The organism is Achromobacter agilis (genome assembly GCF_900496965.1).
Lineage (GTDB): Bacteria > Pseudomonadota > Gammaproteobacteria > Burkholderiales > Burkholderiaceae_B > Achromobacter > Achromobacter agilis.
In genome coordinates, this window is record NZ_UFQB01000025.1 from 1 (window position 1) to 23,226 (window position 23,226).

Consider the following 23,226-nt stretch of genomic DNA (forward strand, 5'->3'; position numbering starts at 1 on the left):
CCTTGGGGGGCAGCAAGCCGAAGGCGCAGCGTGGGGGCATCTTTTGCCGCCGGGCCGCCCCAAGGCAAAAGCGGCCCCCTTGTCAGGCATCAAGCGCGTTGCGTGCTGCGTGGGGGCTTTTTTGATACGCTGAGGGTACGGACAGGGGCAGTGGGGCCTTTGCGGCATATCTAGGAGCACGACATGGAACTTTCGAGTTTGTCATTTTCCGATCACGAGTCGATTCCCGAGCGCTATGCGTTCGGCAAGATCGATGCGCAATCGCACGTCGCGCTGGCAGACAACTTCAACCCGCAATTTTCCTGGGACGACGTTCCGGCGGGCACGCAGTCGTTTGCCCTGATCTGCCACGATCCCGACGTGCCATCGAGTCCCGACGACGTCAACCAGGAAGGCCGCGAGGTGCCGGCCGATCTGCCGCGCGTGGACTTCTTCCATTGGGTGCTGGTGGACCTGGCCGCCGACTTGCGCGAGATCGAGGAAGGTTCCTTCTCCAACGGCATCACGCCGCGCGGCAAGGGCGGTCCCCTGGCGCCCATGGATTCCCGCCAGGGCATTAACTCCTATTCCTCGTGGTTCGCGAACGACCACGACATGAGCGGGGACTACTTCGGCTATGACGGTCCGTGCCCGCCCTGGAACGATGCGCTGGTGCACCGCTATGTGTTCACGCTGTACGCGCTGGATGTGCACAGCCTGAACCTGCAGGGTTCGTTCACCGGCGAAGACGCGCTGCGGGCGATGCAGGGCCACGTGCTGGGCAAGGCGTCCCTCACGGGCACCTATACGCTCAACCCGACGCTGGCTCCCAAGCAGATCGGCGCCACCTCGGCCTGATCCGCGCCGCCACAAAAAGGCCGCAAATCTTGCGGCCTTTTTTTGCGTCCGCGAAAGCGGCTCAGCCCATTGCGCGTTTCAGCCGCAGCAGCGCCAATCCAAAGGTGATGAATAGGGCGCCGACCAGGCGGTTGATCCAGACCACGATACGGGGCTGGCGCAGCAGCCGCCGGGCGCGGTGGGCCAGCGTGCCGTATGCCAGCAGCGACGCCAGCGACATGGCCGTGAAGATCCCGGTCAGGATGAAGAATTGCGGCGCCAGCGGCGCGGTGGCGTCCAGGAACTGGGGAAACAGCGCCGTGAAGAACAGGATGGGCTTGGGGTTCATCGTCGCCACGAGGGCGGCTTCCAGATAGAGCCGGCCGGCGCTGCGCGGCACCGGCGCGGCGGCCTCGGCAGAGGACGGCGCAAGGTTCGATCGGCCCAGGAGGTGGCGCAGGCCGATATAGAGCAGGTAGGCGGCGCCCGCCAGCTTGAGAAGCATGAACAGCATGGCGGACGATTGCAGCACCACGCCCAGCCCCAGCATGGCGGCGGCAGACAGCAGAAACAGGCCGGTGACGTTGCCCAGGGTGGATGGCAGCACGGCCCGGAACCCGCCCGCCGCGCCGTTGCGGATGGCAAGCAGGGTGGCGGGGCCGGGGCTGATGACGCTGATTGCAGCTACTAGCGAGTAGGTTATGAGCGTGGCGCTTTGCATGAAAGTTTCTCAAGTCGGGTTGAGACGGATTTTCGGTGCCGGCAGGATGGCGTGGTTTTCGCACCCATCCAAGGAATTTTGCCCGGGTTCCAGGCATTTTGGGGGCATTTGATTCTGTCCGACGCGGTAAACTATCCGTCATTCTCCGGGTTTACCCACCCGGGCGCAGTTTCCTCCTCTCTTACCGCCTCAGGAACCCCCCGTCATGTTTGACCGCAACCTCACCTTGTCCAAGGCTGACCCGGACGTTTGGGCCGCCATCCAGAAGGAAGACGTCCGTCAGGAACAGCACATCGAGCTGATCGCCTCGGAGAACTACGCCAGCCCGGCCGTCATGGAAGCCCAGGGCACGCAGCTCACCAACAAGTACGCCGAAGGCTATCCGGGCAAGCGCTACTACGGCGGTTGCGAGTACGTGGACGTGGTCGAGCAGCTGGCCATCGACCGCCTGAAGCAGATCTTCGGCGCCGAAGCCGCCAACGTGCAGCCCAACTCGGGTTCGCAGGCCAACCAGGGCGTGTACATGGCTGTCCTGAAGCCGGGCGATACCGTGCTGGGCATGAGCCTGGCCGAAGGCGGCCACCTGACGCACGGCGCATCGGTCAACGCCTCGGGCAAGCTGTACAACTTCATCTCGTACGGCCTGGACGAAAACGAGGTCCTGAACTACGCGCAAGTCGAGCAGCTGGCCAAGGAGCACAAGCCCAAGCTGATCGTGGCCGGCGCGTCCGCCTACGCCCTGCACATCGACTTCGAGCGCATGGCGCGCATCGCCCGCGAAAACGGCGCGCTGTTCATGGTCGACATCGCCCACTACGCGGGCCTGGTCGCCGGCGGCGCCTACCCCAACCCGGTGCCCCACGCCGACTTCGTCACCTCGACCACGCACAAGTCGCTGCGCGGCCCGCGCGGCGGCGTCATCATGATGAAGGCCGAACACGAAAAGATCGTCAACTCGGCCATCTTCCCCGGCATCCAGGGCGGTCCGTTGATGCACGTCATCGCCGGCAAGGCCGTGGCCTTCAAGGAAGCGCTGGAACCTGAATTCAAGGATTACGCGCAGCAAGTGGTCAAGAACGCCAAGGTGCTGGCCGACACGCTGGTCAAGCGTGGCCTGCGCATTGTCTCCGGCCGCACCGAAAGCCACGTCATGCTGGTGGACCTGCGTTCCAAGGGCATCACGGGCAAGGAAGCGGAAGCCGTGCTGGGCCAGGCCCACATTACGGTGAACAAGAACGCCATCCCGAACGACCCGGAAAAGCCCTTCGTGACCAGCGGCATCCGTCTGGGCACGCCGGCCATGACCACGCGCGGTTTCACCGAAGCGGAAGCCGAACTGACCGCCAACCTGATCGCCGACGTGCTGGACAATCCGCGTGACGAAGCCAACATCGCCGCCGTTCGCGCCAAGGTCAATGAACTGACCTCGCGCCTGCCGGTCTACGGCAAGAAGTAAGCCCGCTACCCGCCTGCGGGCCCCGTGCCCGCAAGCTGGCCCAGTCTAAGGGACGGCCCCGCAAGGCGCCGTCCCTTTGCTTTCCGGGCCGCAAGCCGCGGATTAGCCCGTATTGGCGCTGGCGGGCCGGCGCGTCGTTACAATATGCTTAACTATTGCCACTAGTGCCTTTAGGGATCACACATGCGGTGTCCATTTTGCGGCAATGCCGAAACACAGGTCGTCGACAGCCGGGTCTCGGAAGAGGGCGACGCCATCCGCCGTCGCCGCCGCTGCCTGTCCTGTGACAAGCGATTCACCACCTACGAGCGGGTGGAGCTCGCCATGCCTTCCGTCGTGAAGCGCAATGGCAGCCGCAGCGACTACGATCCCGGCAAGCTGCGTGCGAGCCTGAGTCTGGCGCTGCGCAAGCGGCCCGTCAGCACGGAAGACGTGGACGCGGCGGTCGCCCGCATCGAAGAGCAGCTGCTGGCCAGCGGGCTGCGGGAAGTGCCCACCGAGCACATCGGCGAACTGGTCATGAACGAGCTGCGCAAGCTCGACAAGGTGGCCTACGTGCGGTTCGCGTCGGTCTACAAGAGCTTCGAGGACATCGGCGAGTTCGTCGAGGCCATCCGCGAGATGCAAGGACCCCTGTTGCCCGGGAAGCTGCGCAAGGAATAGCCCGCGCGGACGCGGTTATTGCAAGGCGGCCGAGCGCGCCAGGCTGGGTGTCAGCGGCTGGAACTTGCGCCAGACGCGCCGCATGTGCTGCGCCGATCCGAAGCCGGATTTCTCCGCCACGCGCTCCAGGTCCAGCCGGGTATCGCGCAGCAGGTCGCGCGCGAGCGCGACGCGTATCTGATAGAGATAGTCCATCGGCGTGCATCCCGCGTGTTCGCGGAACAGCCGCGTTAGGTGGCGGGCGCTGGTATGGGCATGGTCCGCCAGCGATTGCGCCGACCAGGCGGCGGCCGGGTCGCGTATGACCGCATCCTGCACCCGGTGCACGCCCGGATGCAGGTGGCTGCGGTGTTCCAGCCAGGGCGACAGTGTCGAATCCGTGCCGGCGCGCCGCTGATAGACCACCATGTCGCGCGCCACCTCGCAGGCGACGCGAGGCCCGCAATGGCGTGACACCATATGCAGCGCCAGGTCGATTCCGGCCGTGATCCCCGCGCTGCTGACCAGTTTGCCGTCCTCGACGAAGATGCGGTTGTCGTGCAGCCGCGCGCTCGGGTCGATGTTGGCCAGCTGCTCCAGGCAGGTATGGTGCGTGGTGCATTCGCGCTGCCGGGTAAGGCCGGCGGCGGCGGCGAACAGCGCGCCCGCGCAGACGGTCATCAGCGTGAAGCCGTCCGCGGGGTGGCGGACGGCCAGCCAGTCGATGATGGCCCGGGCGTGCGGGTCTTCCAGGCGCGTGGGCTTGCCCACGATGCCCGAGATGATGACCAGCGCTTCCGGCGGCAAGGCCGCCGGAAGCGCCTTGATATGGGCTAGGTGCAGGCCGGGAATACCGCTTTCGACCTCCCGGGACGGGCCGCAGAAATGCTGTTCGAACGAGCCGGGGCACAGTTTGTTGGCGACCCGGAACGCCTCCGCCGGGCCGGCCACGTCCAGCAGGACGATGCCGTGCGACAGCACGAAATACACCGGAACCATGGGGCCCTCCGCGGACACTAGGCGGCCAGCGCGTCGGCGGCGCGCGCGATGCGGGCGAAGCGCCCTTGCAGGACCAGTTCGGTGCGGTCGCGGATTTCGGCCGGCGTGTAGTGCTTGCCGGACGGGCTTTGCATGGCAAAGGTCAGGGTGGCATCGGTGGGGAACACCACTTTGAAGCCGGCGTCGCTGGCATGGCGCGACGTGGTTTCGCAGCATTGTTCGGTACGGATGCCGCAGACAATAACCCCTTCGATGCCGTGGCCAAGCAGCCAGTCGTGCAAGCTCGCGCCGCTGGCATCCTTGGCGTAGAGCGACGAATGCACGGTCTTGTGGAATACGGCGCTGGGCGCGATGCGCAGTTCTTTCAGCGTCTGGACGTGGCCGGAGGCCAGCGAAAAGGGGTTGGCGGGGTCGCTGGAGGTGCTGGTGTGGAACACCTGGAGCACGGGAATGCTGCGGGCGGCGGCGTCGTCGATCAGCGATTGGATCTGCTCCACGAAGGCCGGGTACTCGGTTTCATCCCAAAACGGACGTTGCCGGAAGGATTCTTGTACGTCGATGACGATCAGCGCTTGTTTCATGGAACCACTCTCCAGGCAGGGAAATCAAAAGGGTGTAATGCCATTTTTACTGCAATTGGGAGTTTTGGGGAGTGCGGCGAAAGACGCCCATCGGCCTGAAACGGACATTCGGTGACGGCGCCGTGGCGGACGGCCGGGGAGGCATACAATCCTGAGCATGATGATCTCGAGCGACACCGACGACATTTTCTGGATGCGACGCGCCCTGGCGCTGGCGCAGACCGTCATGTACTCCACCGCGCCCAACCCCCGGGTCGGCTGCGTCATCGTGCGCGACGGCCGCGTGCTGGGCGAAGGGGCGACCCAGCCGCCAGGCGGCCCGCACGCCGAAATCTGCGCCCTGCGCGACGCTCAGGCCCGCGGCGAGTCGGTGGCGGGCGCCACGCTGTACGTGACCCTGGAGCCTTGCAGCCATTTCGGCCGCACGCCGCCGTGCGTGGACGCCGTGCTGGCGGCCCGTCCGGCGCGGGTGGTGGTGGCCTTGGGCGACCCGAATCCGCTGGTCAATGGGCAGGGCCTGGCGCGGCTGCGCGATGCCGGCATCGCGGTGGCCACCGGCGTTTGCCGGGAAGAGGCGCTGGCGGTCAACGCCGGCTTCATTTCCCGCATGAGCCGCGGCCTGCCGTGGGTGTGGATGAAAATGGCGGCGTCGCTGGATGGACGCAGCGCGCTGCATAACGGCGTATCGCAATGGATCACGGGCGCCGATGCCCGCGCCGACGGGCATCGCTGGCGGGCGCGCAGCTGCGTGGTCTTGACTGGCATGGGCACTGTCCTGAAAGACGATCCGCAGCTCAATGCGAGGGGCGTGGATACGCCCCGCCAGCCGCGCAAGGCGGTCGTGGACGGCCGCTTCGAGATTCCGGAGCACGCCAGGCTGTTCGATGGCGCGGAAGTCATACTTTTCACCGCCCGCGAAGATGCGGCCAAAGCCGAGCGCTTGAAGGCCAGGAATGCCCGCGTCGTGGTGCTGCCCGGCGAGGCGCCGGGCCGGGTGGATCTGCCCGCGATGATGCGTTGGCTGGCCCAGGAACAGGTCAACGAAGTCCATGTGGAGGCCGGCGCCGGCTTGAGCGGCGCGCTGGTTTCCGCCGGTTGCGTGGACGAATTGCTGCTGTATCTGGCGCCCGTGCTGCTGGGCGATGCGGCAGGCATGGTCCGGCTGCCGATGCTGGAACACCTGGATGCCGCGCAGCGCTACGAATTCGTCGATACCGAACGGATGGGCGCGGACCTGCGCGTGCGCGCCCGGGTTGCCGATACGTGGCGGCAATTGATGCAGCGGGTCGAGTTGCCTGCGCTGTCCTGATGCCGTAAACCGTGCCGGTGCAAGGGGTACTAGCACTCGATGTCCGTGGCTGCCAAACGCGCAAGACGCCGCGATGGCATCAAATTCGAGAGCGCTTTGCGCGTGCATGCCGGTGCGCGTGTCATGACTATTTTCAGCGATGCGCAAAATGAATTGCCACAAAACCGTCAATTGGCTATAGCATAGGCATATGACTTGGCGATACGCCCTGAAGGCTTAAACCATTCAGCGCCACGCGCCCTCGTCACCACGGATTCCCGTGCCGCGTTATCGGCGCTTTTTCACGACCGGACCGGCACGCTGCTGAACGAAGACGCAACGCGCCGTTCAGACCGTCCGCTGCCATCGCATAGCGGGCGCTTCGGGTTTACACCCGCATCATAAGAATCCCCGGGATATCGCTCTTCCCTTCAAAACATTGCTGAGCATTTCATGTGCAGCCGCATAAACCGTGCGTGCATACAGCGATATGCTGAAAGCGAATGAGCGAACTTCTTCACGTAAGTTGCAATCCCTGACGGAACTTGTGTCTGAAGGGTGCAGCCTAAACGGAAAGGACCCGATCGTGCTCATGGTTGATGTGTGGCGAAAGCAACATACCATCCGGCCGCCAATGCTTATCGCGAGATTGTCTAGTAATGCGTGGGCGCTGAGGCACAATGGGGACACGTAGGGACGTATTGGATTTTTCGCGTGTTGTAGGAGGTTTCCGTGCAAAACATCGTCGAAGGCTTCAAGTCGCAGTATGCAAGAGAGCAGGAATCAGAACTCTCCCTCGAGGAATATCTGAACCTCGCCAAAAGCGATCCCATGGCGTACGCCAGTCCCGCTGAGCGCATGCTGGCCGCGATAGGCGAACCTGAAATCGTGGATACGCGCAACGACCCACGTCTTTCCCGTTTGTTTTCCAACCGGACCATCCGGCGCTATCCCGCGTTCCAGGAGTTCTACGGCATGGAGGACGTGATCGGGCAGATCGTCGCGTTCTTCAAGCATGCCGCGCAGGGCCTGGAAGAGCGCAAGCAAATCCTTTATCTGCTGGGCCCCGTGGGCGGCGGCAAGTCGTCCATCGCGGAACGGCTCAAGGCCTTGATGGAGGCTTACCCCATCTATGCCTTGAAGGGGTCGCCGGTCAATGAATCGCCCCTGGGCCTGTTCCATCCGGAACGGTTCGGCGACACGCTCGAAAAGGAATATGGCATTCCTCGGCGCTACCTGACCGGCATCATGTCGCCGTGGGCAGTGAAGCGCCTGAAGGAATATGACGGCGACATCTCGCAGTTCAGAGTCGTGCGCCTGAATCCTTCCGTGCTGCGCCAGACCGCCATCGCCAAGACCGAGCCGGGCGACGAAAACAACCAGGACATTTCCTCGCTGGTCGGCAAGGTGGACATCCGCAAGCTCGACCGTCATTCGCAGGACGATCCGGACGCCTACAGCTATTCCGGCGGGCTGTGCCTGGCGAACCAGGGCCTGCTCGAGTTCGTGGAAATGTTCAAGGCCCCGATCAAGATGCTGCATCCCTTGCTGACGGCCACCCAGGAAGGCAACTTCAAGGGTACCGAGGGTTTTTCCGCGATCCCGTTCAACGGCATGATTCTCGCCCACTCGAACGAGTCGGAATGGCAGACCTTCCGCAACAACAAGCACAACGAGGCTTTCCTCGACCGTATCTACATCGTCAAGGTGCCTTACTGCCTGCAGGTGTCGGAAGAGGTCCGCATCTACGAGAAGCTGCTGCATCACAGTTCGCTGGCCGCGGCGCCCTGCGCGCCGGGAACGCTGGACATGATGGCGCAATTCTCGGTGCTGACGCGCCTGAAGGAACCCGAAAACTCCAGCATTTATTCGAAGCTGCGCGTCTACGACGGCGAAAGCCTGAAGGACGTGGACCCGAAGGCCAAGGCCCTGCAGGAGTACAAGGACTACGCCGGCACCGACGAGGGCATGACGGGCGTTTCCACGCGTTTCGCCTACAAGATCCTGTCCAGCGTCTTCAACTACGACCAGACGGAAGTGGCGGCGAACCCGGTGCACCTGATGTACGTGCTCGAACAGCGTATCGGCCGCGAGGACTACCCCGAGGAAATCCGCCGGCGGTACCTTGAATTCATCAAGGGCTACCTGGCGCCGCGATACGCGGAATTCATCGGCAAGGAGATCCAGACCGCTTATCTGGAGTCCTACTCCGAATACGGCCAGAACATTTTCGACCGCTACGTGACGTTCGCCGACTGCTGGATCCAGGACGAGGAATTCCGCGACCCGGAAACCGGCGAAAGCTTCGACCGCAGCGCGCTCAACGATGAACTGGAAAAGATCGAAAAGCCGGCGGGCATCGCGAACCCGAAGGACTTCCGCAACGAGATCGTGAACTTCGTGCTGCGGGCGCGCGCCAACAACAACGGGCGCAACCCCACCTGGACCAGCTATGAAAAGTTGCGCGAAGTGATCGAGAAGAAAATGTTCTCGAACACGGAAGACCTGCTCCCCGTGATTTCGTTCAATGCCAAGGCCTCGGCCGAGGACAAGTCGAAACACCAGAGTTTCGTGGATCGCATGGTCGAAAAGGGCTACACGGAAAAGCAGGTCAGGCTGCTGTGCGAGTGGTACCTCCGTGTGAGGAAGTCTTCCTGAGCGAGGTGAATCATGAATTCACTGATCGATCGCCGTCTGAACGGGCGCAATAAAAGTGCCGTCAACCGGGAGCGTTTTCTCCGGCGTTACAAGGACCAGATCCGCAAGGCGGTCCACGGGATGATCCGTGACCGCTCGATCCAGGACATGGACCAGGGGGGCGAGATCAACCTGCCCGCCCGTGATATTTCCGAGCCGACTTTCCGGCACGGCACGGGCGGCGACCGCGAGATGGTGCACCCCGGCAACCGCGAGTTTGCCAAGGGCGACACCTTCGACCGGCCGCAGGGCGGGCAGGGCGAAGGCGGATCCGAGCCGGGCGAAGGCGAATCGGTGGACCAGTTCACCTTCAGCCTGTCCCGCGCCGAATTCCTCAATCTGTTCTTCGAGGACCTGGAGCTGCCGCACATGGCGCGCACCCAGCTGGGCGAGGTCAGCCAGAAGAAGTGGCAACGCGCGGGCTACACGACTTCGGGCTCGCCCAGCATGCTGAGCATCAGCCGCACGCTCAAGTCGTCGCTGGCGCGCCGCGTCGCGCTCAGCGTGAAGGCGCGGGCAGACCTCGAAGATGCCGAGGAACGCCTGGCGAAGGCCCGTGAGGCGGGCGCGCCCGCCGACGAGATCCAGGTGCTGGAGCAAGAGGTCGAGGACTGCCGCGAGCGCCTGGCCCGCGTGCCGTTCCTGGACGACCTGGACTTGCGCTACCGCAACCGCGTGTCGGTTTCCATCCCCATGGCGCGCGCCGTCATGTTCTGCCTGATGGACGTGTCGGGTTCCATGGACGAGGGCAAGAAAGACCTGGCCAAGCGATTCTTCTCGCTGCTCTATCTGTTCCTGTCGCGCAAGTACGAGCACGTGGACCTGGTTTTCATCCGCCACACGGACAACGCCGAGGAAGTCGACGAGCAGACGTTCTTCTACGATCCCAAGAGCGGCGGCACCATCGTGCTGTCCGCGCTGGAGCTGATGCGCGAGATCCTCGAAAAACGCTACCCGCCCGGGTCCTGGAACGTCTACGCGGCGCAGGCCAGCGACGGCGACTCTTTCGGCGCCGACGCGGGCAAGAGCGCCCGCTTTCTGGCCGAGCACCTGCTGCCCGCCACCCGCTACTTCGCCTATATCGAGGTTCCGGACTCGCAGGAAGCGCGCAAGAGCAGCCTGTGGGCGGAATACGAACAGAAGCTGGAGCCGCATTTCGTGATGCGGCGCATCTGCGAACGCAGCGAAATCTTCCCTGTGTTCCATGATCTGTTCAAGAAGGAGACCGCATGAATACCATCGTCGGAGCTCTCGTGGAGCCGGAGGCCGCCGGCAGCGCCCGGCCGATCTCGCAAGGTTCCGAATGGACGTTCGAGCTGATCCAATCCTATGACGACGCGATCTCCAAGATCGCCGCGGAATACGGCCTGGACACGTATCCGAACCAGATCGAGGTGATCACCTCGGAGCAGATGCTGGACGCCTATGCCTCGGCGGGGCTGCCCATCGGGTATCCCCACTGGTCGTACGGCAAGGAGTTCATCCGCAACGAGCAGTTCTACCGTCGCGGCATGCAGGGGCTGGCGTACGAGATCGTGATCAATTCCAACCCTTGCATCTCGTATCTCATGGAAGAAAACTCCATGACGATGCAGGCGCTGGTGATCGCGCATGCCTGCTACGGCCACAACTCCTTCTTCAAGGGCAACTATCTGTTCCGCCAATGGACGGACGCGGATGGGGTGCTCGACTACCTGGTCTTCGCGCGCAAGTATGTCATGGCCTGCGAGGACCGCTACGGCATCGATACCGTCGAAGCGGTGCTCGACTCTTGCCATGCGCTGTCGCACCACGGGGTGGACCGCTACAAGCGCCCCGCGCCGATTTCCTACAAGGAAGAGGCCGCGCGCCAGGCCGAGCGCGAAGAGCATGCCCGGCTGCAGTACAACGACCTGTGGCGGACCCTGCCGCGGCTCGACGACGAGAAGGATGCGCGCGTCGAGGCCTCGGTGTTCCCGCCCGAACCCGAGGAGAACCTGCTGTACTTCATCGAGAAGTACTCGCCGAAGCTGGCGCCGTGGCAGAAGGAGCTGGTGCGCATCGTCCGCAAGATCGCGCAGTACTTCTATCCGCAGACGCAGACCAAGGTCATGAACGAGGGCTGGGCCACGTTCTGGCACTACACCATCCTCAACCGCCTGCATGAAAAGGGGCTGGTGAACGACGGTTTCATGATGGAGTTCCTGCAGAGCCACACCAATGTGGTCAGCCAGCGGGGCTTCGATGAACGCGGCTACGGCGGCATCAACCCGTACGCGCTGGGCTTCGCCATGATGTCGGACATCCGCCGCATCTGCGAGTCGCCCACGCCCGAGGACCGGAGCTGGTTCCCCGACATCGCGGGCGGCGACTGGTTGAAGACGCTGGACTTCGCCATGCGCAACTTCAAGGACGAGTCCTTCATCTCGCAATACCTGTCCCCGCGCCTGATCCGGGAGTTCCGTTTCTTCGCGATTTCCGATCACCAGGCCAATCCCAAGCTCGAGGTGGCCGCGATCCACGACGACGAAGGCTACCGCGACATCCGCCGCCTGCTCGCCGCGCAGCACAACCGCGACAACCAGGTGCCCGACATCCAGGTCGTCCGCTTCAACCGCGATTCCGACCGCTCGCTGGTGCTGCGCCACCTCAAGTCCCGCGGCCGTCCGCTGGCCGGCGAGGATGCGGAGCAGGTCATGAAGCACCTGGCGCGGCTCTGGGGGTTCCGGGTGCGCCTGGAAGAGACCGAGCCCGACGGTACGGTCAGTTCCTACCGCGAGCAGGACCCGCCCTCTGCTTAACGGCGGGGGATGAGCCAGTGGGGGGCGCTAAGGCGCCCCCCATTTTCTTGGGGTCTTGCCGCTGACGCTTGCAATCTGCTAGAATCGCGGATTCGCATTTTTCGCAGCAGGTGAAAACCGCCGCGGAAACCGCAGATAGGACAGGTGGCCGAGTGGTTGAAGGCGCACGCCTGGAAAGCGTGTATACGTCAAAAGCGTATCGGGGGTTCGAATCCCCCTCTGTCCGCCAAGAATGCATGAGCCCCTGATTTCGCGAGAAATCAGGGGCTTTTTCGTTGTGGCGCCGGTTTGATGGCGCGGGAGTCAGATGCCTGGCGAGTCTGCGCAAGACCGCCGCAGTGTCTGACACCTCTGCGAGCCAGCGCTACAGCTTGCGGACGACCTGCCCGGGTGTCTGACACCCGCAAGATGAACAGACCCCCGCCGATCGCAACACGCCGCCCGGCCGCAACTGCCGGGCGGCGCGCCTGCCGTGGGTGCTTACGCGCCTACCGGCTTGCCGTCAGTGCGGCGCACCACCACGGTGGCGGAGCGGGCATCGCCGCCGCCTGCGCGCAGCGTGTTCCAGGTCTGGTTCGGGTGCTGGATGTTGATGAAGAACGTCGTCAGATCGGGCGTGTAGGCGATGCCGGTGATTTCGCAGCCCAGCGGGCCCACCAGGAAACGCTTGGATTCGCCGGTCTTCTGATCGATGTAGTACATCGAGTTGTTGCCGAAGAAGTCCGTGGTGGACGTGCCGGTGCCGGCGTCGGTCTGCACCCAGAGGCGGCCTTGGGGATCGACGCGGATGCCGTCGGGGCTGGAGAAGGTGTCGCCGTTGACGTTGCCCGTCAGGTTGGGCGCCACGCCGTCGGCGGCGTCGCGGCCGGCCAGCAGCAGCAGGTCCCATTCGAAGGTCGTCGCGAGCGGCGAGTCGCCGCGCTCGTGCCAACGGATGATGTGGCCGTGCGAGTTGTTGGCGCGCGGGTTGGAGGCGCTGGTGCGCTTGCGGCTGCCGTTGTTGGTCAGTGTGCAGAATACGGTCTTGTCCACGCCGACCGTGATCCACTCGGGGCGATCCATCAGCGTGGCGCCCGCCACGCGCGCGGCAGCCTGGGTGTTTACCAGCACGTCGGCCTGCGAGTTGAAGTCCACGATCGTGCCGGTGATGACGGTGCCGGTGGCCACTTGCGTGAAGTTGCCCGGATCGGTGGCGCCGGTCGTGAGGTTGTTCTTGCCCACGGTCAGTTCGACCCAGTTGCCGCTGCCGTCGTCGTTGAAGCGCGCGGCGTACAGCGTGCCTTCGTCCAGTAGGCCCATGTTGTTGGCGCGGTTGGCCGGATCGTAGGGCTTGTTCGGCACGAACTTGTAGATGCAGCCGGGCGTGGTGTCGTCGCCCATGTAGAACGCGACGCGGTTGTTCTCGTCCAGCATGTAGGCCGTGTTTTCGTGGCTGAAACGGCCCATCGCGGTGCGCTTGACGGCGGTCGAGCCCGGGGTCTGGGGATCGATCTCCACCACCCAGCCGTAGCCTTCATCGGCCGGCTGGCCGGCATCGCCGGCCTGGTAGTGGTAGTTGTTCAGCGTCTCTTCGCAGGTGAGATACGTGCCCCAGGGCGTGTTGCCGCTGGAGCAGTTGTTCAGCGTGCCGACGACGGTTGCGCCGACCACCGCCTTCGCCGGGCCGCTGACGTTGTAGACGGTGTTGCCCGTGTAGCGCTTGTTGTAGCGCGAGTCGGCCTTGACCGCCCAGGCGCCGTTGCTGCCACGCGCAATCTCGACGACCGAGACGCCGACGTTCGACAGGCGGGTCTTCAGGCCTTCGACGCTTTGGTCCAGCGTGGCGTTGTCCAGGGCTTCGTGGTTCAGCACCAGCAGGCCGCCCTGGTTCGGGTCCACGCCTTCCAGAGGATAGAAGTGCATGCCGTCGTGCTGGCCGCCCGATTGGGTTTCGGTGGCGGGATAGGATTGCGGAATGCCCGCGTAGCCGGCCGAGCCGATTACGCACTTGTCGCCGGCCGAGTACAGGACTTCGGCCACATAGCCTTCGGGCACCGTGACGGTGTCGGCGACGATCTTGTCGTCCAGCGGCTTGAACGTGACGGAGTAGTCGGGGCCGGGGGGCGGCGTGGTGGTGCCGCCGTCGCCCGGTTGGCCGCCCGGCGTGCCCTCGCCGCCTTCGCCGCCGTTGGCGGGCGCATCGTCGTCATCGTCATCGCCGCCACAGGCCGTCAGCAGCGTAGAGGCGCCGAACACCGACAGCATCGACAGGCCGAAGCTGTTCTTCAGCAAGGTACGGCGTTCCGGATTCGCGGCGACGATGTCGTCCAGCATCTGGCCCGGAACCGTCACTTCTCCCTGGGCTTCACGGTAGGGGGCGCGCAATTTGTCGGTCAAGTAGGACATTCCAACCTCATAGTAGGGCGAACGAATCGCTAAGTTATTTGTCAGGAAAGCGGCAGCGAGGTTAGAAGCTGCGCATGACACAGGGGTGACGATCGTGTGAATTCCGCTGTCTTGACCGACATGGTAGCGGGCGACCGGGTCCTCGCGAAGGGACCGCCTGCCCGGATTTTTCCTGCGGATTCAGGGCGTTGCGTCTCGGTTCGCCCGCGATGGGCGTGACGTCGAGCACGTGCATCGGGCGTTTGCCTTCGCGCACGGAATCGATGCGCATCTGGGCGCCGTTGCGGCCCCGCCGGGGACGCAGGCCGCAACGGTTGCAGGCGCTGCGGGGGGAACGCGGACGCCGTTTGCGTTACTAAGCTCGCACGATCGTGTTTTCCGAAAGAGTCCGCCATGCCCGACGCCCGCGCCTGTTCCCGACGCCATTGCGCCCTCCGCCGCCGCGGAGCGGGCCGATGAGCGCGCCGGCCGGCCAGACGCTGGGGCTGGAGATGGAGATGGCCGTGGCGCGCCGCGACACCGGCGCCAGCCACCCTGTGGACGGCTATTTCGCGAGGCTGGCGGGGATCAAGGCGCAACGCGACGAAGCGCCGGACATCGCGCGCATCGATGGCCGCGACGTGGGCCTGTCCGTGGCCGCCGGCGAGAGCGGCCTGGACAACGGCTTCAATCTGCTGGAGACGGCCTTCGCGCCGGTTGCGGCCGCTGAAGGCGGCCTGGCCGAACTGGCGCGCCGCGCCAAACGGGAACTCGAGGACGTGCAACTGGCGCTGGAGGCCGAGGGCGCCACCGTGCTGAACGTCTCGGAGCATCCGGCGTGCACGCTGGACCCTGGCTGGTACGCCCAGGTGCAGGTGCCTCGCCCCATCTACCGCGAACTGATCGGGCATCGTGAATGGCTGCATCGGGTCGGCATCGACGCTAAGGCGCAGAACAGCCCGTGCACGTCGGTGGACGTGTGGCAGGCGGCGCGTGCGCTGAACGTGGTGCTGGGCCTGGCACCGGCCAGCGTGGCGGTGTTTGCGAACAGCCCGCTGGAGAGTGGCCGCGTCACCGACTTCAAAGAAAACCGCTTGACCGTCTGGGACCGGATGTTCCGCTATTCGCGCTTTGCGGGGGACCACCGCTTGCAGCGCTTGCCAGAGCGGCCGTTCGCGGACCTGGGGGATTACTTCCGCTGGATGTTCGGCCCGGGAACCGCCAGCCGCTGCCTGCCGCTGGCGGCGGAGGATGGCTACAAGTCGGCCGTGGGGGTGTATCTGCAAGGCGGGCCGTCGCTGTCTGCGTTCCTGGCGTCTGACGGCTGGCCCGGCTTGCGCACGGACACGGGCGGCCAGGTGACGATCAAGCCGCAGGGCGGGCATTTCGAATATTCGCAGTTCGCGCATTTCCTGGATGCGCGCTGGCGGTACCGGCTGGCCGAGCGCCCGGCGCTGGACGAGTTGCGCGTGGCCTGGAAGCGGCCGGGCGGCATCGAGGAACTGTACTCGCGCCTGGGCGCCGCCGGTTATATCGAAGGCCGCGCGCCCGGCGCGGGTTTTGCCGACGCGCAGCTCGTCGAAGAGGCCGGCAGCGCCGTGGCGGCCACCATCGTGATGGCGCCCTCGGCCCTGCAACTGGGATTGATGCGCAACCTGGACGAGGCCGAAGCGCTGCTGCGCGAATGGGGCTGGCTGCGCTTGCGCGACTTGCGGGCGGAGGCGATGCGCCATGCCCTGAGCCACGATGCGGTCTGGGCGCTGGCGTGCGATACGCTGGCGGTCGCCGAGGGCGGGCTGGTCGATGGCGAACGCCATTGGCTGGACTACGCCAGATATGCCGTGGACTCCCGCTGCACTGGCGCCGACAGGCTGCTGCGCCTGTGGCACGAGCACGAGGGAGACCCGCGCAGGCTGGGCGCGGTATGCCGGGCGCGGGCCGCGATCCCGTTGTGAGCCACCGGCGCGCGGGGGCTTGGGCGAGGCGGGGAACGAAGGTAAGATGAGCGGCTCGTCCATCTTATTGGCATCCAGGCCGCTGGCATCTCGCGGCGCTTGGCATGGCCCGCCGCCTACCGTGTCAGACCCCTTATTCGCCCGGATGCTTTCCGAACTCGGCCAGATGCTGGGCATTCCCGCGCTGGCGCCGTCCGAGGGCGGTCTGTGCCAGCTGGCGTTCGATGGCCGGCATCTCGTGCAGATCGTGGAACATGGCGCGCGCGGCCAGATCCTGCTGTCGTGCGCCGTGGGCGGCAAGATGGACGGCGCTCAGGCCCTGCTGGCGGCCCAGGCGAACTTCATGCAGGCGGGCGGCGGCGTCGTCGCCTGCGCGGCCCCGGACGGGCGCATGCACCTGCAACTGGGCGTCGCGCGCGCGGAATGCCGCGCGGACACCCTGATGGCCGCGATCGACGCCCTGCTGAGCCAGGTCGAATCCTGGGAGCAGCGCTGCGCGCGCGCCGAACCCGACGTCGATGCGCTGCGGCGCAATCCCGCCTTTATGATGCAGTCCGTATAGGCGGGCCCTGGGCCCGCCCCGCGAATCGCCTAGCTGGACTTCTGGATCACGCCCTTGAGCGAATCCGCGATCTGCTTGGTGATGGTGCTCTGGATGTCGATCATCATCGTCCACTGCTGGACCTGCTGCTGCATCTTCAGCAACTCGGCCTGCGAGACGCTGCCGTCCGCATTGGTGCGCATGCTGGACAGGGTGGCCTGCAGGTTCGTTTCCTGCGTGCGGATGCTGTCGTAGATCGTGCTATTGACGGAGTTGAAGTTCAGGCCGGACGAGCCGGTGAGGCCATTGAGTGCCATGGTGCGTCTCCTTAGCGGGACAGGGAATTGAAGGGAAGCGGCGCCGCGGGGGCGCCGGGGGCAGACTGGGTCGGAAAATGGCTGGCCGCAAGCACTTCCTGCGCGGCGCGGGCGGCGTCGGCCAGGGCCTGACCATTCTGGAATGCGGCCGGCGCCAGGCCGCGTTCCAGCTGCTCACGCGCAGCGGCCTCCAGCGCGGCCATGCGCTGCACAAGCGATGCGCGCAGTTCGGCGCCGCCGGGGGCGGCCAGGCGTTCTTCGAGTTCGGTCAGTGTGATCGGTGCGGTCATGGCGGCTCGGGTGTCGGATGCAAGCATGGCGCGCTCAGCGCGTCACGATGGCGTTGCGCGGTCCTTCGAAAATGATGCGGGTGTTTTCCACGGCGACGAGCCGGTACTTGCGGTACACCCCGCCCACCAGCAGCTTGCTGCCGTCTTCCAGCACGATGAACGGCTGCGCGCCGCCGACTACGCTGCGTATCGTGAAAGGCACGCTGTCGGCCGGTGCGGCCGCGCTGGCGGACGCCACGCGCGCCACGTCCAGGTGGTCTTTGTTGAAGTCCGCCACCAGCGCCTGCAGGCGCTGCATCTGGTCATCGTCCAGCGCCCCGGGGAAATGTCCAGGTAGTCCGCTTTCCAGGCCAGGGTGACGCCGGACAATCCTTCATCCACCAGTTGGCCCGAGAAGGTGTCGCTAACCTGCTGTGTCAGCTTGATGCTGTTGCCCAGTACGGTCATGCCGGGCAGCTGCGCGCGAAGCGCATCCAGGGCCGAGGCGCGTTCGCGGGCGCTGCTGGCGATGCCGGCGATGTCGAGCCGGCCGTCGCCCTGGTAACGCGGTTCGTACTTGACGCTGAACGCGCGCAGCGCGGCGCGCGCCGTGCGCACGGCTTCGTCCTCGTTGCTGACGCGTATGGCGGGCATGGGCCAGACCTGAGACAGGGCCGCCGCGATGGCATCCTGCTCGGCGGCGTTGCGCACCCAGCCGGACACCATGACCGTGCCGTCGCGCGACAGGGACACGTGCAGCCGCGAGGCCAGCCCCATGCGCTCGAAGATGGCGGATATCTGGCCCACCGATTTTTCGGCGGCGGCCAGGCGCGGGTCGGGCGTGGGCGCGCGCTTGGCCGTGGAGGGCGGAATCAGCGCCAGCGCGATGGCCACGATGATCGTCAGCGCTACCGCGCCGAGGCCCAGCGCCATGGGCCAGGAGTCGCGCTTGCGGCGCCGGCCGGCCACGGGCGGCAGCGGTTGCCGGCGTTCCAGCTGGGTATCTTCCTCGGCTGGGGGAACCGGCGCGGCGGTGACAGACGCCGCGGCCGACGCAGGCGCCTGCGCAGCCACGGCCGGTTCCTCGCCGCCGGACTCGGGCAACTGGGGCCACGGGTCGTCGCGGCGCGCCACGGTCACCCAGACCGGGCCCAGCGAGACCGGGTGGTTGAAAGGCGTGGCTGGCGCCGAGTCCGGCGCCAGGCCCCAGTTGCCGGCGCCGATGCGTACCTGCGCGGCGCGTGGCGGCATGCCGTCGTCGGCCAGCACGATGTCGCAAGACGGATCGGCGCCCAGCGCCGAACCGTCTTCCACCAGGCAGCGCGCATCGCGGTGCAGGCCGCTCAGGACGCGCAGTTCCAGCGCTTCGCTCATGACGGGACTCCGTTGTGCGGCATGTTCATAGATCCACCCGCGCCAGCGGCTGCACGTTGATTTCCTGCGTCAGTTCCTGGTAGGACAGCACGGGCAGCTCGTAGAGGTCCTGCTCGATCATCTTGCGCAGATAGCGGCGGATGTCCATCGAGGTCAGCAGCACCGGCTTCTGCGCTGTTGCGTTCAGGTCTCCGGTCGCGCGCTTGATGTTGTCGACCAGCTTCTTGGAGGCGTTCGGGTCCAGCGCCAGATAGCTGCCCGCCGAGGTCTGGCGGATGGCGCCGCGCACGGTCTCTTCCACGTTGGGCGCCAGCAGGTAGGCGGGCAGGATGTTCTGGCCGCTGGAATACTTGTAGCTGATGTGCCGTTTCAGCGAGACCCGCACGTACTCGGTCAGCAGCACCGAATCCTTTTCCTTCTGGCCCCATTCGATCAGCGCTTCCAGCACCGCGCGCAGATTGCGCACCGAAATGTCCTCGGACACCAGGCGCTGCATGATCTCGGCGATCTTCTGCACCGGCATCACGCGCAGCGCTTCTTTCACCAGGTCGGGGAAGCGGTCTTCCATGGCGGTCAGCAGGAAACGCGTTTCCTGGATGCCGATGAAGTCGGACGAGTATTTCTTCAGCACGAACGCCAGGTGCCACGTCAGGACCTGGTGGGGATCCAGATAGGGAATGCCGGCGGCCGACAGGGTGGGGGAAAGTTCGGCGCCGGCCCAGATGGTGGGAATGTTGGGCAGGAACCGCTTGTCCGTTTCATACGGAACCTGCAGCGCCTGCAGGTTCTGTTCGGTGTCGCGCACCAGCACCGCTCCGGGCCGCAGCTTGCCTTGCGATACCGGAACTTCGGACAGCAGGATGTTGTAGGTGTCTTGCGGCAGCGCGTCGTTGAAGCGCAGCTGGATGCCGGGGAACGGCACACCCAGGTCGAAGTACAGGGCGCGGCGGATCTTGAGCAGCTCGTCGTTCAACTCATCGGCGTCGAAGCTGCGCTGCAGGTGCGCGGCAACGTCGATCATCAGCGGCAGGGTGGGCGCGAACTCGGCGCTGCCGTCGGTGCGCGGCTTGGCCGCGGGCTTCTGGCCGTCGGCCGCCAGGGCGGGGATTTCGGTGATTTCGCCGGTCTTCTCGTCGACCACTTTGCGCGTGCCGCGCAGCAGCACGAAGCCGACGGTACCGACCACCGCGGCCAGCGCCAGAAAGGTCAGGGTAGGCATGCCCGGAATCAGGCCCATGCCCACGGCGATCGCGGCGGCGATCAGCAGCGCGCGCGGCTGGGCCAGCACTTGCGCGCCGATGTCCTTGCCCACGTTGGAGGGGCCGTCGCCGGTCTGCACCCGGGTCACGATGATGCCCGCGCAGATGGCGATGAACAGCGCGGGGATCTGCGCGATGAGGCCGTCGCCGATCGTCAGGATGGAATAGACCTGCACCGCTTCGCCGGCGCTGAGGTTGCGCTGCATGGTGCCGATGAGGATACCGCCAAGCAGGTTCACCGCCACGATGATCAGCCCGGCAATGGCATCGCCTTTGACGAACTTCATGGCGCCGTCCATGGCGCCGTACAACTGGCTTTCCTTTTCGACGACGGATCGGCGCTTACGGGCCTCGTCCATGTCGATGGTGCCGGCGCGCAGGTCGGCGTCGATCGACATCTGCTTGCCGGGCATGGCGTCGAGCGAAAAGCGCGCGGCCACTTCGGCCACCCGCTCGGCGCCCTTGGTGATCACGACGAACTGCACGATGGTCAGGATCAGGAAGACGACCAGGCCCACGATGAGGTTGCCGCCCACGACGAAATTACCGAAGGTTTCGATGATGTGCCCCGCGTCGCCCTGCAGCAGGATCAGGCGGGTGGTGGCGATGGAAATGCCCAGGCGGAACAGCGTGGTGACCAGCAGCACGGACGGGAACGACGAGAACGCCAGCGGCGACGGCAGGTACATGGCGACCATCAGCAGGATGGCTGACAGCGTCATATTGGTGCCGATCAGCACGTCCACGAGGGCCGTCGGCAGCGGAAGGATCATCATGAAGATGATCGAGACGATCAAGATCGCCAGGACGATATCGTTGCGGCTGGTGGCGGCGGCGACGACGCGGTTAAGGGCTTGCATGGCGCGGCTCAGATCGTTTCCGTTTCAGTGGGGGCGGCGCTTGCCGCGGGCCGTGAGGCGACGTAGGCGCGCATGGCGGCGGCGGCCTCTTCGCGGCGCTCCAGCGCCAGCAGGGTTTGCGAGCGGATCAGGTGAAACGGCGCGTCGACGCCGCCCTGCATGGCCAGCGCGTCCAGCGTCGACAGGGCCGCCTCGGATTTGCCGGCGCGCAGCTGGGCCAGCGCCAGCGTGGCGAGTTCGCGCGGGCCGGCCAGGCCCAGCGCGCGCAGGGCGTTGAGCAGCACGGCCGTCTTTTCGGGCCGGTTGTTTTCGAGGTAGACATACGCCAGCAGGCTGAGCAGCTCGCGGGCCTCGTGTTTCAGCGGCATCGGGCGTTCATCCTTGATACAGCGCGCTGCGGTACATGGCGACCAGTTCGCGCAGCCCGGCTTCGTCCTTGAGCAGGCGCAACGCGCGGTTGAGGGCGCGGGCATCGTCCTGGTTCGAGGATTGCTCGGCCGCTGCGCCCAGGCCGTCCAGCGCGGATTGCAGCGCCTGCTGGAATCGGGCGGGCATCAGCAGGTCGCGATTGGCCAGCGGCGGGCGCAGACTGTCGTCCAGGTAGCGGGCGGCCGTGGGCTTATCCAGCAGCTGGGCCAGCTGCGCGCGCACGCCGTCGGCGGGGGGGGCGAGCTCCTGACGCTCGGGCAGGTGCTGGCCGCCGGCGTCGCGGCTGGCATAGGAAATGCCGTCGATGCCCCGGTCGAAGGCCAGGCCGTTGATGCGCATATCGGACATGATGGTTCTCCGTGTCCAGGGGTCAGTCGTCACGCGCGGCGTCGAGCCAGCGCGACAGGTGGTCGACGGCCTGCTTGAGCTTGTGCGCGCTGGCGTCGGCGGCGGCCAGGCGGGTGGCGGCGAGCAGCCGCGGCAGGCCGTCCTGCTCGCGCAGCGCCGCCTGTACCGGCCAGCCGTCCAGCCGGGAATGATGGGCGCGGCGCCATGCCAGCAACAGGCGCTCGGGCGCGTCGTAGGGAACCGGGTCCGAGACATACACCAGCACCTCGTCTTCTGCGGGCTCGATCGCCACGCGGCGGCCGGATTCCAGCTGCAGCGCCACATTGCCGCGGGCGCTCAGCGCCAGTCCGGGCATGCCGATGTCTTCCCCGAAGGCGCTCAACGCCTGGTCCAGGCTGTTCATTCGTATTCCTCGTCGATGGCGGCGTCCAGCGCCAGTTGGGCGGCGTTCAGGACGGATTGCCGGGTGTCCGCGTCGGCGTAGACGGAAACGGGGAGGTCCTTGAGCACGGCGCGCACGCCGCCCAGGAACGCGATCCGGCCTTCCACGGCGGACACGCCATGCGTGCCGGCCAGGCTGGAAAAGCGCGATTCGGATACCCACTTTTCATTGCTGACGTTGACCAGATCCTGCATCAGGCGCTCCGGAGAGACCGCGGCGCCATGCTCGCGGCCCATCTTGTCCGCCAGTTCCGCGCAGCCTTCCAGCACCGTGATGGCGGTGCCCAGCTGGTACAGGTCCTGCATCAGGGCTTGCAGCCGGTCGGGGCTGGTGGAGGGGCGCGCGGCGGCCAGGTCCTGGCCAAGCGCCTGGATCAATTGCTCCAGGCCGCGCCCGACGTTCTTGCCGCCGAAGCGTTCCAGGGCCAGGGCGAGGGTCTTGGCCAGGCCGGATTCGCCCAGCACCACGTCGCGGTAAGTGCGCTGGAAGTCCGCCACGCCCCGGGCGTCTTCGGCGTAGGCCGAGGCGGCGCCGATGGTGTTCATGCCGGCGCGGATCTGCGGGCCGTTTTCCAGTTCCAGGTCGGCCAGCGCCTCGCGCAGCCCGTCCAGCACGTCGTCGGACGCGCCCTCGCGTTCGCCCTGGCGCAGCGCGTACTGCAGGGCCAGGTATTGCTGCGACACATCGCCGAAGGCCTGGCCCGCAGCCTGGCGCGGATCGGCCTTGCCGCTGAGCAGATGGCGCGCCAGCTCGATCAGCTTTTCCTGCGCGTCGGCGTCGTGGGCCTCCGCCAGGTAGGCGAGGATGGCCTCGGTGCTGATCGCCTGCATGGGCGCGTCGCCGCGCATCTTGCGCTCCGCGTGGTGCTTGTCTTCCGTTTTCTCGGCCATGTGCAGGCTGAGCTCCTCGGCCGAGTCGGCCAGGGAGAACTCGCCGTCGACCGCGACAGCGGCCTGGCCCAGCATCGTGCCGACCTGCGCCTGCCCGTGCTGGACGTCGGCCTGCGAGGTCATCGATGAGAAAGCGGAAGAGGAAAGGCCTGCTTCGATACGGTTCATAGGGCGTGTCAGGGCGGCCGGCATAGGCCG

The 23,226-nt window shown here is 65.8% G+C and carries 22 protein-coding genes and 1 tRNA gene; 10 read left to right on the forward strand and 13 right to left on the reverse strand.

The window, feature by feature from the left end; translation table 11 throughout:
• Nucleotides 1-183: 183 nt before the first annotated feature.
• Nucleotides 184-837 carry a YbhB/YbcL family Raf kinase inhibitor-like protein gene (locus AGI3411_RS23810; RefSeq protein ID WP_129529800.1) on the forward strand — a complete coding sequence of 218 codons (654 nt, stop codon included), beginning with the start codon at nt 184-186 and terminating at the stop codon, nt 835-837.
• 61 nt (nt 838-898) lie between these two features.
• Here AGI3411_RS23810 and AGI3411_RS23815 read toward each other — a convergent pair whose 3' ends face one another.
• The gene (locus AGI3411_RS23815) at nt 899-1,537 is read right to left on the reverse strand and encodes a LysE family translocator (RefSeq protein ID WP_129529801.1); all 639 of its coding nucleotides are present in this window, start codon (nt 1,535-1,537) and stop codon (nt 899-901) included.
• A 205-nt stretch (nt 1,538-1,742) separates the two neighbouring features.
• Here AGI3411_RS23815 and glyA point away from each other — a divergent pair, with 205 nt between their 5' ends.
• Nucleotides 1,743-2,993, forward strand: coding sequence for a serine hydroxymethyltransferase (gene glyA, locus AGI3411_RS23820; protein ID WP_129529802.1), 1,251 nt, complete (start codon nt 1,743-1,745; stop codon nt 2,991-2,993).
• A 183-nt stretch (nt 2,994-3,176) separates the two neighbouring features.
• Nucleotides 3,177-3,656 carry a transcriptional regulator NrdR gene (gene nrdR, locus AGI3411_RS23825; protein ID WP_129529803.1) on the forward strand — a complete coding sequence of 160 codons (480 nt, stop codon included), beginning with the start codon at nt 3,177-3,179 and terminating at the stop codon, nt 3,654-3,656.
• Between the two features lie 15 nt (nt 3,657-3,671).
• On the opposite strand, the gene AGI3411_RS23830 is transcribed toward nrdR, so the two are convergent.
• Together AGI3411_RS23830 and AGI3411_RS23835 are read right to left on the reverse strand one after the other, a co-directional pair.
• Complete coding sequence (locus AGI3411_RS23830) at nt 3,672-4,634, reverse strand: GlxA family transcriptional regulator (RefSeq protein WP_129529804.1); 963 nt, start codon at nt 4,632-4,634, stop codon at nt 3,672-3,674.
• Between the two features lie 17 nt (nt 4,635-4,651).
• Entirely contained in the window at nt 4,652-5,215 is a 564-nt protein-coding gene (locus AGI3411_RS23835; protein ID WP_129529805.1) for a cysteine hydrolase family protein, read from the reverse strand.
• Between the two features lie 157 nt (nt 5,216-5,372).
• On the opposite strand from AGI3411_RS23835, the gene ribD reads away from it, so the two are divergent.
• The 5 genes from ribD (at nt 5,373) to AGI3411_RS23860 (ending at nt 12,209) form a co-directional block, all read left to right on the forward strand.
• On the forward strand, nt 5,373-6,524 hold the full coding sequence (ribD, locus tag AGI3411_RS23840) for a bifunctional diaminohydroxyphosphoribosylaminopyrimidine deaminase/5-amino-6-(5-phosphoribosylamino)uracil reductase RibD (protein WP_165359257.1): 1,152 nt from the start codon (nt 5,373-5,375) through the stop codon (nt 6,522-6,524).
• 720 nt (nt 6,525-7,244) lie between these two features.
• Entirely contained in the window at nt 7,245-9,161 is a 1,917-nt protein-coding gene (locus AGI3411_RS23845; protein ID WP_425265373.1) for a PrkA family serine protein kinase, read from the forward strand.
• 12 nt (nt 9,162-9,173) lie between these two features.
• Nucleotides 9,174-10,433 carry a YeaH/YhbH family protein gene (locus AGI3411_RS23850; protein WP_129529807.1) on the forward strand — a complete coding sequence of 420 codons (1,260 nt, stop codon included), beginning with the start codon at nt 9,174-9,176 and terminating at the stop codon, nt 10,431-10,433.
• A complete protein-coding gene (locus AGI3411_RS23855; RefSeq protein ID WP_129529808.1) occupies nt 10,430-11,980 on the forward strand; it encodes a SpoVR family protein in 1,551 nt (516 codons plus the stop codon). Before AGI3411_RS23850 ends, AGI3411_RS23855 begins: the two co-directional genes overlap by 4 nt.
• Before the next feature lie 138 nt (nt 11,981-12,118).
• A tRNA-Ser gene (locus AGI3411_RS23860) sits at nt 12,119-12,209 on the forward strand.
• Nucleotides 12,210-12,460: 251 nt separating this feature from the next.
• Here AGI3411_RS23860 and AGI3411_RS23865 read toward each other — a convergent pair.
• Nucleotides 12,461-14,365 (reverse strand): PhoX family protein, encoded by a 1,905-nt coding sequence (locus tag AGI3411_RS23865; protein WP_129529809.1) that lies wholly within the window; start codon nt 14,363-14,365, stop codon nt 12,461-12,463.
• A gap of 455 nt (nt 14,366-14,820) precedes the next feature.
• Between AGI3411_RS23865 and AGI3411_RS23870 the strand changes: the two genes are divergently transcribed.
• Both AGI3411_RS23870 and AGI3411_RS23875 read left to right on the forward strand, forming a co-directional pair.
• Nucleotides 14,821-16,299: a glutamate-cysteine ligase family protein gene (locus AGI3411_RS23870; protein ID WP_129529810.1), complete on the forward strand. Its 1,479-nt coding sequence runs from the start codon at nt 14,821-14,823 to the stop codon at nt 16,297-16,299.
• Between the two features lie 121 nt (nt 16,300-16,420).
• Nucleotides 16,421-16,861: a type III secretion system chaperone gene (locus AGI3411_RS23875; protein WP_244240440.1), complete on the forward strand. Its 441-nt coding sequence runs from the start codon at nt 16,421-16,423 to the stop codon at nt 16,859-16,861.
• 29 nt (nt 16,862-16,890) lie between these two features.
• Here the strand turns inward: AGI3411_RS23875 and AGI3411_RS23880 are convergent, their stop codons facing one another.
• Genes AGI3411_RS23880 through sctW form a run of 9 tightly spaced genes read right to left on the reverse strand, consistent with a single transcriptional unit; the run spans nt 16,891 to nt 23,196 of the window.
• Nucleotides 16,891-17,157 carry an EscF/YscF/HrpA family type III secretion system needle major subunit gene (locus AGI3411_RS23880; protein ID WP_043544842.1) on the reverse strand — a complete coding sequence of 89 codons (267 nt, stop codon included), beginning with the start codon at nt 17,155-17,157 and terminating at the stop codon, nt 16,891-16,893.
• A gap of 11 nt (nt 17,158-17,168) precedes the next feature.
• Nucleotides 17,169-17,474 (reverse strand): EscE/YscE/SsaE family type III secretion system needle protein co-chaperone, encoded by a 306-nt coding sequence (locus tag AGI3411_RS23885; RefSeq protein ID WP_244240441.1) that lies wholly within the window; start codon nt 17,472-17,474, stop codon nt 17,169-17,171.
• A 7-nt stretch (nt 17,475-17,481) separates the two neighbouring features.
• A complete protein-coding gene (locus AGI3411_RS30455; RefSeq protein WP_244240442.1) occupies nt 17,482-17,649 on the reverse strand; it encodes a hypothetical protein in 168 nt (55 codons plus the stop codon).
• A complete protein-coding gene (sctD, locus tag AGI3411_RS23890) occupies nt 17,625-18,800 on the reverse strand; it encodes a type III secretion system inner membrane ring subunit SctD (RefSeq protein ID WP_244240443.1) in 1,176 nt (391 codons plus the stop codon). Before sctD ends, AGI3411_RS30455 begins: the two co-directional genes overlap by 25 nt.
• A 25-nt stretch (nt 18,801-18,825) precedes the next feature.
• On the reverse strand, nt 18,826-20,919 hold the full coding sequence (gene sctV, locus AGI3411_RS23895) for a type III secretion system export apparatus subunit SctV (protein WP_129529811.1): 2,094 nt from the start codon (nt 20,917-20,919) through the stop codon (nt 18,826-18,828).
• Between the two features lie 8 nt (nt 20,920-20,927).
• Complete coding sequence (gene sctY, locus AGI3411_RS23900) at nt 20,928-21,287, reverse strand: type III secretion apparatus assembly chaperone SctY (RefSeq protein WP_129529812.1); 360 nt, start codon at nt 21,285-21,287, stop codon at nt 20,928-20,930.
• Nucleotides 21,288-21,294: 7 nt separating this feature from the next.
• Complete coding sequence (sctX, locus tag AGI3411_RS23905; RefSeq protein WP_129529813.1) at nt 21,295-21,696, reverse strand: type III secretion apparatus assembly protein SctX; 402 nt, start codon at nt 21,694-21,696, stop codon at nt 21,295-21,297.
• A gap of 22 nt (nt 21,697-21,718) precedes the next feature.
• Nucleotides 21,719-22,099: a type III secretion system chaperone family protein gene (locus AGI3411_RS23910; protein ID WP_129529814.1), complete on the reverse strand. Its 381-nt coding sequence runs from the start codon at nt 22,097-22,099 to the stop codon at nt 21,719-21,721.
• Nucleotides 22,096-23,196, reverse strand: a complete 1,101-nt coding sequence (gene sctW / locus AGI3411_RS23915) for a type III secretion system gatekeeper subunit SctW (RefSeq protein WP_129529815.1) — start codon at nt 23,194-23,196, stop codon at nt 22,096-22,098. The genes AGI3411_RS23910 and sctW overlap by 4 nt, the downstream gene beginning before the upstream one ends.
• Nucleotides 23,197-23,226: the final 30 nt, after the last annotated feature.